Raw genomic sequence first — 12,626 nt, 5'->3', positions numbered from 1 at the left:
TTTTTCTTATTTAACAGGAGCGCTTTGAATGTCCAGCGAGCGTACGCTTTCTATTATCAAACCCGATGCCGTGGCCAATAATTACATTGGTGAAATTTACCGTCGCTTTGAAACGGCGGGCTTGCAGATTATTGCCGCGCGCATGATGCATCTGACCCGTGAGCAAGCCGAATCATTTTATGGTGTTCATCGTGAGCGGCCATTTTTTGCCGATCTAGTGTCATTTATGATTTCGGGCCCAGTGATGGTGCAGGTTCTTGAGGGTGAGTCGGCCATTTTGAAAAACCGTGAAATCATGGGCGCAACCAACCCTGCAGAGGCGGCGGCTGGCACAATCCGCCATGATCTGGCAGAAACGGTTGATGCCAACGCGGTTCATGGTTCTGATGCGGTCGATACCGCGCGTGAGGAAATCGCCTTTTTCTTTGGTGATGATGAACTCCACAGCCGCGCCTGATTCGATTGACCTGCTCGGTCTTGACGGGCCGGGGCTGGATTTGCTGCTCGCGGAATGGGGTGAGAAGCCCTTTCGCGGGCGGCAATTACGGCAGTGGCTCCATCAGCGACGCGTTTATGATTTTGAGCAGATGACGGATTTGGCGAAAAGTTTGCGTGCGCGCATTCTTGAGCACGCCAACGTGCGTTTGCCTGAAGCCATTTTTGATCGTGAGTCGGCTGATGGTACCCGCAAATGGCTGCTGACTTCAGGCGGTGGCAATGCGGTTGAAACGGTTTACATTCCCGAGCGAGATCGCGGCACATTATGCGTTTCGTCGCAGGTGGGTTGTGCGCTCGACTGCAAATTTTGCTCGACAGGCAAGCAGGGGTTTAATCGCAACCTGAGTGCCGGTGAAATTATTGGGCAGCTTCATTATGCCACGCAAGCGCTCGAGCAAGAGGGGCGCGGACGGCGTGTAACAAATGTTGTGATGATGGGGATGGGTGAGCCGCTGGCTAATTTTCGCAATGTGGTAGCGGCCACCAATTTAATGGTGGATCCTTTCGCATGGGGGCTGTCACGGCGACGTGTCACTTTGTCCACGGTCGGTTTGGTGCCCGCATTGTATCGATTGGCTGAGCAAAGCAATATCAGTTTGGCGGTTTCTTTGCATGCGCCTAACGACGCGTTGCGAGACGAAATTGTTCCAATCAACCAAAAATACCCCCTTGCGGAGCTGATTCCTGCGTGCAAGCATTATTGTGACCGTACACCGCATCGTTGCATCTACTGGGAATATGTCATGCTCGATGGCGTGAACGATCATCGTGAGCATGCCGATCAGCTAATTGAGCTGTTGCGGGATGTACCCTCCAAAATCAATTTGATTCCTTTTAATCCCTTTCCTGGGTCGGATTACCGTTGCTCGCCTCGTGATCGAATTATGCGGTTTGCCGATCGCCTTCAGCGGGCTGGATTCATTACCACCATTCGGCGTACGCGTGGCCAAGATATTGACGGTGCTTGTGGTCAGCTGGTGGGGCAGGTGATTAACCTGCGTAATCGGGGGCGCGGTGGCGCCACAGCGAGTCGTAGTTGATACGCCTGAGCGGTGTTTTATGCGCTATCGGTCTTCTGTTGGCCATGGGCTGCACGACGTCTCCATCAAAATCACTATCCACTCCTGATGCGCTGAAAGCCGCTGAAATCAATGCTCAAATTGCTGTTCATCACCTAGAAAATGACGATTTAGCCTTAGCAAAGGAAAAGGTTGATAAGGCGTTGGAGCAAAACCCACAAGCGGTGAATGCCCATTTGGTGGCGGCCGAAGTTGAGGCGCGACTAAACAACGGTGATGCAGAGCGGTGGCATTATGAGCAGGCGCTTGCGCAGAATCCCAGTCATTCGTCTGTACTGAATAATTATGCGGGGTATCTTTGTCGTCAATCTCAAGTGGATGAAGCGATTGAGATTTTTGAACGCGTTGTGGCGGATCGTTTGTATCCCCAACCAGCCCTAGTCCTTAGCAACGCAGGGCGCTGTCTGTTTGAAGCTGATCAATGGGATCAGGCAAGAGGTTATTGGCAGCGAGCGATTGCAGAGCAAGCGAATTACCCACCCGCGCTGTTTGGATTAGCCGAAGTTGAGCTGGCTTTCGGTGAACTAAACGCCGCGCAGTCCTATTTTTCGCGCTACACTGCGTTAAAACGCGAATCACCGCAACAGCTTTTGTTAGGATATCGCATCGCTAAAGCGAGTGGGGATGTACAGGGACGTGCACGCTATCGGTCAAGACTGGAAAATGATTTTCCGAGTTCTAAGCAGGCGATTGATATTAATGCGTGGTAATACAAATGACTGATTCAGAGAACATCGCAGTGGATCCATCGGCTGCTCGACCCGGGCCCGGTCAGTTACTTCGGGATGAACGTCTTCGTCAAGACGGCAGTATAGAAAGTATTGCCAGTCAACTGCACTTGGGCCATCGGATTATCGAGGCGCTTGAAAAAGATGACTTAGATGCGCTGCCGCCTATGGCCTACACGCGAGGGTATTATCGGGCCTACGCGCGCGCGGTGGGTATTGATGAAGTGCGAGTGCTCGCGCGACTTGATGAAATAGATATCAAGCCGGATGCGCGCAGCAAGCGCGAACCGGTGATTCGTGCAGCGAGTACAAGCAGCGGTAGTAGGCACGCTCGTTCACGGGCAGTGCCAAGTTATGTGGTGTTGGCGGTTGCGTTAATTGCTATTTTAGCGATCGCAGGAGTGGGTGCGTGGTGGCTGAGCCAGTCAGATTGGCTCAATGAAGAAACAACCCCCGTTGCTGCCATCGAACCAGAACCAGAACCAGAGCCAGAACCAGAACCGTTGCCAGAGCCTGAGCCAACGCCTGCGCCAGAGCCAGAGCCTGCGCCAGAACCGGAGCCTGAGCCTGAGCCGCAGGCTGCCACTGATTCAGCTGATCAGATGACTTTGTCGTTTGAATTGAGCGGTGATTCATGGCTAGAGGTTCGCGATGTTGAAGGTGCCCGTTTGCTGTTTGGCATGGAGGGTCAAGGTCAGCGTGAAGTCACGGGTCTGCCACCCTTTACCATTGTGATTGGAAACACCGCGAATGTGACTGCTGAGCTTGATGGTACGCCGGTTGATCTTGAGCAGTATTCACGTGGAAATGTCGCCCGGTTCACACTGGATCGGCCCTAAACTCCTAGTAAACCGTAAGAGGTTCGCGTGAGCGACGCCATTCAGAGCATTCGTGGCTTTAGTGATATTCTTCCCGATGAAACGCCTTGTTGGCACTGGGTTGAATCGGTTTTCCGGCAGGAACTTATCCGCTATGGATATCAAGAGATTCGTCTTCCAGTCGTTGAAAAAACCGCCCTGTTTAAGCGAGCAATTGGTGAGGTCACCGATATCGTCGAAAAGGAGATGTATACCTTCGACGATCGCAATGGCGACAGCTTGACGCTACGGCCTGAAGGGACAGCGGGTTGTTTACGAGCGGCGCTGCAGCAGGGGCTTTTGCATAATGCGCAACCGCGTTTGTGGTATGCCGGCCCTATGTTTCGACATGAGCGCCCGCAAAAAGGACGCTATCGGCAGTTTCACCAAATCGGTGCGGAGGCGTTTGGCCTGCCGGGGCCTGACCTTGATGCCGAACTGATTGCACTGACACGTCGAATTCTGATTAACGGCTTGGGCATTCAAAATCTCCGTTTAGAGATCAACAACCTAGGTAATAGCGAGTCGCGAGGGCGCTATCGAGCAGCGCTCATTCAGTATTTGGAGCAACATCACGATACGCTTGATGCTGAAGCACAGCGGCGCTTATACACCAATCCCTTAAGAATCTTGGATAGCAAAAATCCCGCTGTGCAGGCAATTATTAAAGATGCGCCAGACTTACACGACTATCTGGATGAAGCCGATGGAGCGCATTTTGCAGGTTTGCAAGCGCACCTGCAGGCGGCCGGTGTTGAGTTTGTCATTAACCCCCGGTTGGTACGTGGGCTCGATTACTATGGCGGCACCGTTTTTGAGTGGATTAGCGACAACCTGGGCGCGCAAGGAACGGTCCTTGCGGGGGGGCGATACGACGCATTGGTAGAGATGATTGGGGGTAAACCCACACCAGCTATTGGCTTTGCAGCAGGGGTAGAGCGCCTAGTGGCGCTGGTGACTGACGCGGGTCATGCGCCGGCTACAGAAACACCCCACTGTACCCTAGTAATCGGCACCCCCGATTATGCGGTGCAAGCGACTGGGCTTGCAGAGTCGATTCGGTCAGCTTTGCCGTGGCTAAGATTGCAGCTTGTTACCGGTGGCGGCTCAATGAAAGCTCAGCTTAGGCGAGCGGATCGAAGCGGTGCACAACTTGCTTTGATTCTGGGTGAAGCTGAAGTAGCCAATGAATCTGTTACCGTAAAATCGCTGCGAGCTGAGCAAGGACAGGTTACGATTACGCAGCAGGATTTGATACAGGATTTGAGCGAGCGCTTTGCTCAACCAACAGACGAACGGAGACTGCGCGATGGCGTATGAGGACGAGGAACAACTCGAAGAGATTCGCGATTGGTGGCGAAGAAATGGCCGAGCGGTCTTAATTGGCGCAGGTGCCGCTATTGCCATTGTCATTGGTTGGCAGCAGTGGGGTGCTTGGGAGTCCAGGCAGCAAGCAGCGGCGGCCAGTGAGTACGCCGCCGTCTTGGCCAATTTACGCGATCAGGATGCTAACGCTGCTCTGGAGCAGTTCTCGAGCTTACAAGATCAGCACGCCCGCAGTCCGTATCTAGCATTCTCAGGGCTTGCCATTGCGGCCCATCAAATGCGTGCAGATGAAGCGCAAGCCGCTGCCGATACCTTGAGCCAAGTCAGTGCACAGGCAGCTGATGGTGTTTTCTCTGACTTGGTTCGTTTACGCCGAGCTGAGGCGCTGATGGCGGCCGGTGAAGATGCCGAGGCGCTCGCTTTGCTTGATCCACTACCGGAGGGCTTGCTAGCGGGGCGTTATCTTGAACTCAAAGGCGATTTAAATCGAGCGCTGGGTGAGCGGGAGGCAGCAATTAATGCCTATCAAGAAGCCAGAGAGTTAGCGCAAGGTCAGCGACGTGCATTGGTTGAGCTAAAGCTTGGTGATCTTGGGGAGCGGCCAACATCATGAGACATCCTGCTATTTCCCTGATTGCAATCACGCTAATGGTTCTAACGCTTGCCGCTTGTGGGGGCACGCCGCGTATCGATCCAATTGAGGCGGTTTCAGCCCCCGCTGTAGAGCTCCCCGATGATCGACCCGGCGTTAGTTCGCTGTGGCGCACACGCATTGGTGGGGTTGATCAAGCCAATGATCGACTTGAATTGGCAACGGATGGGTCGCGGATTTTTGCGGCTTCCGCCAGCGGTGAGATAGCGGCGTTGAATTTGGAAACGGGCCGGAACGAGTGGACGTTCACCGTCGATGGCGTAATTTCTGGCGCTGTTGGCGTTGGTGAAGGACTTGTTGTTGTAGGAACGCGGGATGGCCGCCTCATTGCGGTGAGTGCGCAAACCGGTGATCTGCAGTGGGATGCGGTGGTTGGCAGCGAAATTCTTGCCCCACCGCAGATTGAGCAAGGGGCCGTGGCAACCCGTACGGGAGATGGCGCAGTTTTTGTTCTTGATGCGCAGAGCGGAGAGCGTCAATGGCTTTATCGTAGAAGCGTGCCGGCGCTTAGTGTAAGAGGGCACTCAGCGCCTGTTTTTGTGCGCAACGGGGTGGTTGCAGGCTTTGAGAATGGCCGAATCAGTGCGCTCGATTTAACTGAGGGCTCACCGGCATGGGAGGCCACCGTCAGCGCCCCCGAGGGTCGAACAGACCTAGATCGCATGGTTGATATCGATGCCGACCCAGTGGTGTCGGGTAGTGCGTTGTATGCGGGGAGTTATCAGGGGCGCTTGGTTGGAATGCGGCTCAGCAATGGTGAGATTGTTTGGGCACGGCCGATTTCAGTACTCGGTGGTATTAGCGTTGACCAAGACAAGGTGTATGTCACTGATGATGAGGGGCAGCTCTGGGGCTTAGATCGGAGCAATGGCGCAACGGTATGGCGCCTTGATGCGCTTGCAGGACTCGAGCTCTCAGCGCCTGTCAGACATGGTGAATTTTTGCTGTTTGGTGGTTCCGATGGCAATGTTTACTGGGTGGATACTGACTCAGGTCGGATATTGGCGCGGCGGTCAATTGGCTCTGCCCGGATTACCGCAAGGCCTGTTGTGAACAATAATATAGCGTACGTGCTGGATCTTGATGGACGGTTGCAAGCGCTAGAAATAGAAAACTAAAACGCAGGAGAGAGCAGGATGCGTATGATTCTTCTAGGGCCTCCTGGGGCAGGAAAAGGAACGCAGGCTGCAGGCCTATGTGAGGCCTATGGCATACCCCAGATTTCTACCGGTGATATGTTGCGCGCGGCAGTTAAGGCCGGCTCTGAGCTTGGATTGGCAGCAAAGGCGGTAATGGACGCGGGTGAGTTGGTATCTGACGATATCATTATTGGCCTGGTTAAAGAGCGAATTCAGGCAGACGATTGTCGTGATGGTTTTTTATTTGATGGATTTCCGCGCACGATTGCGCAGGCTGATGCGCTACGGGCTGCAAAAGTCGATATTGACGCGGTTGTAGAGTTGCAGGTTGATGATGAAGATATCGTCAATCGTATGGCGGGCCGTCGCGTTCACCCCGGATCAGGTCGGGTTTATCATATCGATAATGCGCCGCCTGCCTCACCCGGTGTTGACGATGTAACTGGAGAGCCGCTCGTACAGCGTGATGACGATCGAGCAGAGACGGTGCGGCAGCGGCTTGCGGTTTATCATGAGCAAACCCGCCCGCTGGTGGATTACTATCAGAAGCTTTCTGAATCGCCTGATATTCACACTCGCTATGTGGCCATTGATGGCAATGGCTCAATTGAGGCGGTGCGACAGAGAATTATCAACGCCTTAGAGTGAGGAGGGAACCGTCTACGGCTAAGGCGATCTTAGTATCTATGAGATATAGCTTGTGGGCGGCCTTTCTTTTTGTCTTTTTCTCCGCATCAGCGTCGGCGGACGACGTGCACCGGCTTGTTATTAACGGTGCGATTGGTCCAGCGACAGCGGAGTATGTGGTTGATGGCATTGAAACGGCCGCAGTGGACGGCGCATCGGCGGTTATCCTGCAGATGGACACGCCGGGCGGCCTTGATTCGGCGATGCGAGACATCATTCAGGCCATTCTGGCATCTCAGGTTCCTATTCTTGGCTATGTAGGGCCCTCCGGCGCCCGTGCCGCCAGTGCGGGCACCTATATTCTATATGGCTCTCACCTTGCAGCGATGGCACCAGGCACTAACCTGGGTGCCGCGACGCCAGTGCAGATCGGCGCCGCCGAAGAGTCTGAGTCGGAGTTAAGCGCTTCCGAGCGCAAAATGATTAATGATGCGGTGGCGTATATTCGCTCTTTAGCAGAGTTGCGTGGACGCAATGCAGAGTGGGCGGAGCGTGCGGTGAGAGAATCAGTCAGCCTATCGGCGGATGCGGCGCTGAATGAAAATGTCATTGATGCCGTCGTTGCTGATACCACTGAACTGCTAAGTCGTTTTGACGGTGTTTCTGTTGAATTAGACAGTGGTGAGCAGACGTTGAACTTATCAGAAGCACGTATCACCGACCGGCTGCCGGATTGGCGGCAGCGGTTGCTTGCTGCCGTTACTAACCCCAACGTTGCGTATATTTTGATGCTGGTGGGGATCTACGGGTTAATCTTCGAACTGGCTAATCCCGGGTCATTGGTGCCCGGCACCATTGGTGCCATCTCTTTGCTTCTGGCGCTTTATGCGCTGCAGGCGCTACCGATTAATTTAGCCGGCCTAGGGCTGCTAGCGTTAGGTGTGCTGTTAATGATTGGTGAGGCCCTAGTGCCGTCCTTCGGAGCAATGGGCGTAGGTGGTGTGATTGCATTTGCCCTAGGCTCTTTAATGTTATTTGATACGGCCGGCCCGGGTTTTGAACTGTCGATGTGGCTAGTGGCTGGTGTGACGGCGTCGAGTTTAGTGGTGTTTATGGGCACGGCAATGCTGGCGTTGCGTGCGTTTCGGCGGCGTTCAGTGGGCGGTACCGATCACATGTTGAATACCGAAGGCGAGGTGATCGCCGTAACACCAAAGCTGCGAGTGCGGGTTGAAGGGGAGAACTGGTTGGCAGAGTGCACGGAGCCGCTTGCTGTGGGTGATCGCGTTATTATTCGCAATTGGCACGATTTAATTCTACAAGTTGAGAAATTAGATGACTGATTTGGTTGAGGCATTATCACGTTTTCAAGAATGGTTTGAGGTGGCTGATAAGCATGAGCAAGTGCTAGAAGCCAATGCGATGACGCTTGCCACCGCACGTGAAGATGGCAGCCCGGCGGCACGCACCGTATTACTGAAAGGGTTCGATTCCCGTGGGTTCGTTTTTTATACCAATACAACGAGTCGTAAAGGCCAGCAGCTGACGGTCAATCCACAGGCTGCATTGGTGTTTCATTGGGCGCCTTTGGCACGCCAAATCCTGATTGAGGGCGATGTTGCCACGGTGAGTGATCAAGAAGCGGATGCTTACTTTGCTAGCCGGCCGCGCCTGAGTCAGCTTGGTGCCTGGGCTTCGTTGCAATCGCAAGTCTTGCCGAGTAGGGAAGCATTTGATGCCCGTCTTGAACATTATGAGACGTTATACAAAGATCGTGAGGTTGAAAGACCGCCGCATTGGACTGGCTATTGTCTGACCCCGCGGATGATTGAGTTCTGGCAGGGGCGAGAAGGCCGCCTACATGATCGTGATCGGTATTTCCTTGATGAATCCGGTGAGTGGCAATGGGCGGTTATCTACCCGTAAGTTTTGGTGGATTGCCGGCCGTCAAAATCCGTTTGGGTTTCATTACGTTCAACTCCGCGTCATGCGCGGCGGCATATTTCTCCCAGGTCTGAAGAATGTCTTGAGCCCCATCAGGGCGCAGAGGGTAGTCATTGAGTTGCGCTAAGACCTCACCATTTTCGGTTTGCAGCGTTATTGTGTAGGCAATGGGCCCTAAATCATCACTCCATTGCTCGGTCAAAAGGATGTGGCTGGCGTTTGGTTGGTCTATAGGCCCTGTTGTGTTGTCCGTTGCTGATCTTTCTTCAAAAAAAGATTGATCGTTAGCCATTGCATGGGCTTGCGCAACGGATAGGGCTACCTCGACATTTTCTGCAAAAATTCCATCTGGCGCGGTGCATTCAATAAATTCAACGCCATGAGCTTTGAGCATTGCCATCGTTTGGCGTTGCATTTTTAACCATTGCTCGTAGCTTTCAACTGAATCAGCCCATTGATCAAGCGTTAAAAAAGGAGAAAATACTTGGCCTGCATGAGCAATGAAAAGATTGCGCAGGTCTGTCTTTTGAATCGTGATTTCATCGGGTCGATAAAGCGAAGCTTCCAATAAAGACCACAATGCGCCAAACCCCACATAATCAAGTTGAACTTTAAGCATTGCTGAGAGATCGTTAAAACTTGCATAGGTCAGATTAAGGGGTTCAATACCAAATAGCTGACGAATAGTTCGATCTGTTAATAAAGCAGGTTTGCCTTTTTCTAATAAATCACTTTCGATCGATTGACGAATAGCATCAATTTTGGGCCCAGGTGCAACTAATGAAAACGGAATAAGCAACAAGGGACCGGTGCCTGGGGCTCTTTGCGGTGCTAATGCAGGTGGCGCAAATCGCCCTGCTGCGGATCCTAGCGCTAAAAGTTGAGGCTCAAATAAGCCGCCTCGCAGACTGCCACGGTAGAGATCGAGCATCAGTTCAACCATCGGTAGCCCAGGCCGAATCAGTTCAGTGATACCATATAGAGCTGCGGGCACAACTATCCCGGCCTGCATCACTTCATCGCCTAAGATGCGGCGTAAGTCATCGGCAATGACGTTGGCAAGTATTTCTGCGCTTTCTCTATTTAATGGCTCAGGTGGAAGGTTCTGTAAAGCAATGCTGGGATCAATTTCTACAGCAAGCGCAGCAGGCGTGGCTGATAGGGCGACATTCATCGACAAGCCCCTTTTAAAAACGGCTAAAAGAGTTGTTTTTTACGGCGATATTGACTAGATTATACATCGTTTCTTTCCAGGCTACCTAGTCAAAATTTACTGAGGATGATATGGATCTTTCTAATTACACCATTGAGCAGCTTGATCAAATTAAAAAAGATATTGATAAAGAAATTGTAAATCGTAAAAAAGAAAATGCGAAGCGGGCGCAGCAGGAACTCAAAAAGGTTGCTGAGTCTTATGGCTTTAATCTAGCTGATCTTGTTGGCGGTGCCCCAGTGCGTGCACGCAAAAAGGCAGCGGCGCAATTTCAGAATCCTAACGATGCCAGCCAGACTTGGTCTGGTCGTGGGCGTAAGCCAGCGTGGGTAAAAGCTTGGGAATCGGCGGGTCGCTCGATCGAAGACCTACGTATTGCTTAATCAGTTTAGTCTTTAATCGGCGGTTGCCTGTTCTTTCAGTGTGGCCTGCATCGCTTGCAGGCCCTTTGATAGTTTGACCGGGTAATTCGCCGATTCTGCCTCAAGAGCCTGCAGTGATTTAGGTAACGCTTGAATGGACTTTGCGCAGCGGGCTCGGGCCGATTCTAAGTCGAGTGATGCCGTTTGCTCTGGTAAAACCTGGCCGTTTCGCATGATCGGGATGATCAGCGCTTCTCCCTCATGATGCTCATCACTCAATGCGATGAGATCTTCCTTTAAATAGCCGTTTGCGTCTTTGCGCCTAAAAATCTGTTTCTGGCCTGGCAAGTCGGTTTTACCTTCCGCATGCTTTCCGCGAGGCGTGCCATTGAAGTAATGGAGTTTGTAAGCGGAGTCGAGGAACGGTGCGTCGGCCGATGTGTCGACATTTGAGCCAACACCGATCCCATCAATGGGGGCACCGTCTAAAATCAGCTCTGCAATGCGGTGCTCGTCAAGCCCACCACTCACGATAATTCGCGTGTCGCTCAGGCCACCGGCATCGAGTATTTGACGTGCCTTTTTAGCGTTGGCAATCAGATCACCGCTGTCGATTCTAACGCCATGTATACGAATGCCATCTGCCGCTAACCGAGACGCTAGCTCTACAACACGTTGGGCACCTCGGGCCACGTTATAGGTGTCAATGAGTAAGACCACGTTATCGGGATGGCTTCGGGCAAATCGCTCAAAGGCTTGTAGTTCGCTGTCATGCGCCAAAATAAATGCATGCGCCATGGTGCCGGCGGGGGGTATGTTGTATCGGGCACTGCTCAAACAGGTGGCCGTTGAGGTGAATCCTGCCAGATAGCAGGAGCGGGCAGCCCATAGCCCAGCTTCACCACCGTGCGCTCTACGCATGCCAAAATCAACAATAGGCGTTCCTTGCGCGGCGATTTGGCAGCGTGCGGCTTTGCTGGCAATCAACGTCTGATAATGAATAATGTTCATTAAACGTGATTCGATAAATTGAGCCTCAGGTAGTGGCGCGATGACTTGAATCAGGGGCTCCTCTGGAAAAACGACTTCACCTTCGGCAATGGCGTTCATATCGCCCGTAAAGCGGAACGTGGCCATCTGATCGATAAAAGCCTTTGAAAAAAGCCCGGTTTGTGTCATCCAATCCAGCTCTTGCGGCTTGAATTGCAGGTGCTCAAGCCAATCAACAGCAGTTTGCATGCCTGCTGCTACAAAGAAATGCCGGTTTGGTGTTTGCCGCATAAAAAGCTCAAACACGGCCTCATCGGTCATGCCATGCTCATAGTAGGTTTGTAGCATGGTCAGCTCGTAGAGGTCAGTTAGCAGCGGTGACTGCTCAAGATTAATCCGTTTTTTGTGGACCATGCGCTTAGCTTCTTAGCCCCGTGCCGTGACGTAAAAGCCACAAGCTAAAGAAGGTGCCTGCGGTAATAAACCCTAGAATTAATAGGTAGGCGGTGGCAAGCGGGATGTCAGATTGCCCCAAAATGCCATACCGGAAGGCGTTAACCATATATAAAATCGGATTTGCCATCGACAACCGCGCCCAAAAATCAGGAAGCATTGATAGCGAATAAAATACGCCGCCTAAATAGGTCAATGGGGTCAGTATAAACGTGGGCACAATCGCAATGTCGTCAAACTTCCGCGCAAACACGCCATTAATAAATCCGCCGAGGGAAAAGAGAACGGCTGTTAAGAAAACAACCGAAATAGTAATCGGGATACTGTGGATTTGTAAGTCCGCAAAGAACGTGGCGATGATGGTAACGATCAGCCCGGTAAAAAGTCCGCGCCCAACACCACCAGCAACATACCCGGCCAAGATGACATAGTTGGGTGTTGGAGATACTAATAACTCTTCGATATGGCGTTGGAATTTGGCGCCAAAAAAAGACGACACCACGTTCGTGTAAGCGTTAGTAATAACGGACATCATGATGATGCCTGGCGCAATGAACTCCATAAAACTAAAACCGTCCATGGGGCCAACGCGTGAGCCGATCAGGCTGCCAAAAATGACAAAATACAGTGTCATGGTAATGGCTGGTGGAACCAGCGTTTGAAGCCAAATCCGCAAGTATCTATGCGTTTCTTTCCACACAAGGGTTCGTAACGCGATCAGCGTTTGACGAGGGTAGGCGGGATAGAACCCTGCCATA

Annotated in this window: 14 protein-coding genes; 11 read left to right on the top strand and 3 right to left on the bottom strand. The window is 52.4% G+C overall.

Annotated features, from left to right (window positions below):
* Positions 1-28: 28 nt before the first annotated feature.
* From ndk to pdxH, 10 genes are read left to right on the top strand one after another with little or no spacing between them, the layout of a single operon-like run.
* On the top strand, positions 29-457 hold the full coding sequence (gene ndk, locus GH984_RS02195) for a nucleoside-diphosphate kinase (protein WP_153718565.1): 429 nt from the start codon (positions 29-31) through the stop codon (positions 455-457).
* Complete coding sequence (rlmN, locus tag GH984_RS02190; RefSeq protein ID WP_153718564.1) at positions 432-1,538, top strand: dual-specificity RNA methyltransferase RlmN; 1,107 nt, start codon at positions 432-434, stop codon at positions 1,536-1,538. The genes ndk and rlmN overlap by 26 nt, the downstream gene beginning before the upstream one ends.
* Positions 1,535-2,287 carry a type IV pilus biogenesis/stability protein PilW gene (gene pilW, locus GH984_RS02185; RefSeq protein WP_172973137.1) on the top strand — a complete coding sequence of 251 codons (753 nt, stop codon included), beginning with the start codon at positions 1,535-1,537 and terminating at the stop codon, positions 2,285-2,287. Before rlmN ends, pilW begins: the two co-directional genes overlap by 4 nt.
* A gap of 5 nt (positions 2,288-2,292) precedes the next feature.
* On the top strand, positions 2,293-3,144 hold the full coding sequence (locus GH984_RS02180; RefSeq protein ID WP_153718562.1) for a helix-turn-helix domain-containing protein: 852 nt from the start codon (positions 2,293-2,295) through the stop codon (positions 3,142-3,144).
* A gap of 27 nt (positions 3,145-3,171) precedes the next feature.
* Positions 3,172-4,482, top strand: coding sequence for a histidine--tRNA ligase (hisS, locus tag GH984_RS02175; RefSeq protein ID WP_369691894.1), 1,311 nt, complete (start codon positions 3,172-3,174; stop codon positions 4,480-4,482).
* Positions 4,472-5,101 (top strand): YfgM family protein, encoded by a 630-nt coding sequence (locus GH984_RS02170; RefSeq protein WP_153718561.1) that lies wholly within the window; start codon positions 4,472-4,474, stop codon positions 5,099-5,101. Before hisS ends, GH984_RS02170 begins: the two co-directional genes overlap by 11 nt.
* Positions 5,098-6,258: an outer membrane protein assembly factor BamB gene (gene bamB / locus GH984_RS02165; RefSeq protein WP_153718560.1), complete on the top strand. Its 1,161-nt coding sequence runs from the start codon at positions 5,098-5,100 to the stop codon at positions 6,256-6,258. The genes GH984_RS02170 and bamB overlap by 4 nt, the downstream gene beginning before the upstream one ends.
* A gap of 18 nt (positions 6,259-6,276) precedes the next feature.
* On the top strand, positions 6,277-6,927 hold the full coding sequence (gene adk, locus GH984_RS02160; RefSeq protein WP_153718559.1) for an adenylate kinase: 651 nt from the start codon (positions 6,277-6,279) through the stop codon (positions 6,925-6,927).
* Positions 6,928-6,965: 38 nt separating this feature from the next.
* Entirely contained in the window at positions 6,966-8,249 is a 1,284-nt protein-coding gene (locus tag GH984_RS02155; protein ID WP_153718558.1) for an NfeD family protein, read from the top strand.
* Entirely contained in the window at positions 8,242-8,832 is a 591-nt protein-coding gene (gene pdxH, locus GH984_RS02150; RefSeq protein ID WP_153718557.1) for a pyridoxamine 5'-phosphate oxidase, read from the top strand. Before GH984_RS02155 ends, pdxH begins: the two co-directional genes overlap by 8 nt.
* Here pdxH and GH984_RS02145 read toward each other — a convergent pair.
* Positions 8,819-10,024, bottom strand: coding sequence for a hypothetical protein (locus tag GH984_RS02145; RefSeq protein ID WP_153718556.1), 1,206 nt, complete (start codon positions 10,022-10,024; stop codon positions 8,819-8,821). The genes pdxH and GH984_RS02145 overlap by 14 nt on opposite strands.
* A gap of 110 nt (positions 10,025-10,134) precedes the next feature.
* Between GH984_RS02145 and GH984_RS02140 the strand changes: the two genes are divergently transcribed.
* A complete protein-coding gene (locus GH984_RS02140; RefSeq protein ID WP_153718555.1) occupies positions 10,135-10,446 on the top strand; it encodes an H-NS histone family protein in 312 nt (103 codons plus the stop codon).
* A 12-nt stretch (positions 10,447-10,458) separates the two neighbouring features.
* Here GH984_RS02140 and GH984_RS02135 read toward each other — a convergent pair whose 3' ends face one another.
* Together GH984_RS02135 and GH984_RS02130 are read right to left on the bottom strand one after the other, a co-directional pair.
* Positions 10,459-11,829: a nicotinate phosphoribosyltransferase gene (locus GH984_RS02135; RefSeq protein ID WP_153718554.1), complete on the bottom strand. Its 1,371-nt coding sequence runs from the start codon at positions 11,827-11,829 to the stop codon at positions 10,459-10,461.
* Between the two features lie 4 nt (positions 11,830-11,833).
* Positions 11,834-12,625: an ABC transporter permease gene (locus GH984_RS02130; protein ID WP_153718553.1), complete on the bottom strand. Its 792-nt coding sequence runs from the start codon at positions 12,623-12,625 to the stop codon at positions 11,834-11,836.
* Between the last annotated feature and the right edge of the window lies 1 nt (position 12,626).

It is taken from the genome of Spiribacter salilacus (assembly GCF_009649225.1).
GTDB classification, from domain to species: Bacteria; Pseudomonadota; Gammaproteobacteria; order Nitrococcales; family Nitrococcaceae; genus Spiribacter; species Spiribacter salilacus.
The sequence above is the reverse complement of the archived record's forward strand: the minus strand, read 5'-3'. Positions and strand labels throughout refer to the sequence as shown.

Bases quoted from the DNA above. Each gene is read 5' to 3' on its own strand.
- GH984_RS02135 (WP_153718554.1), bottom strand. From the start codon at position 11,829: ATGGTCCACAAAAAACGGATTAATCTTGAGCAGTCACCGCTGCTAACT.
- adk (WP_153718559.1), top strand. From the start codon at position 6,277: ATGCGTATGATTCTTCTAGGGCCTCCTGGGGCAGGAAAAGGAACGCAG.
- rlmN (WP_153718564.1), top strand. From the start codon at position 432: ATGATGAACTCCACAGCCGCGCCTGATTCGATTGACCTGCTCGGTCTT.
- GH984_RS02170 (WP_153718561.1), top strand. From the start codon at position 4,472: ATGGCGTATGAGGACGAGGAACAACTCGAAGAGATTCGCGATTGGTGG.
- GH984_RS02155 (WP_153718558.1), top strand. From the start codon at position 6,966: ATGAGATATAGCTTGTGGGCGGCCTTTCTTTTTGTCTTTTTCTCCGCA.
- pdxH (WP_153718557.1), top strand. From the start codon at position 8,242: ATGACTGATTTGGTTGAGGCATTATCACGTTTTCAAGAATGGTTTGAG.
- bamB (WP_153718560.1), top strand. From the start codon at position 5,098: ATGAGACATCCTGCTATTTCCCTGATTGCAATCACGCTAATGGTTCTA.
- GH984_RS02140 (WP_153718555.1), top strand. From the start codon at position 10,135: ATGGATCTTTCTAATTACACCATTGAGCAGCTTGATCAAATTAAAAAA.
- GH984_RS02145 (WP_153718556.1), bottom strand. From the start codon at position 10,024: ATGAATGTCGCCCTATCAGCCACGCCTGCTGCGCTTGCTGTAGAAATT.
- GH984_RS02130 (WP_153718553.1), bottom strand. From the start codon at position 12,625: ATGGCAGGGTTCTATCCCGCCTACCCTCGTCAAACGCTGATCGCGTTA.
- ndk (WP_153718565.1), top strand. From the start codon at position 29: ATGTCCAGCGAGCGTACGCTTTCTATTATCAAACCCGATGCCGTGGCC.
- GH984_RS02180 (WP_153718562.1), top strand. From the start codon at position 2,293: ATGACTGATTCAGAGAACATCGCAGTGGATCCATCGGCTGCTCGACCC.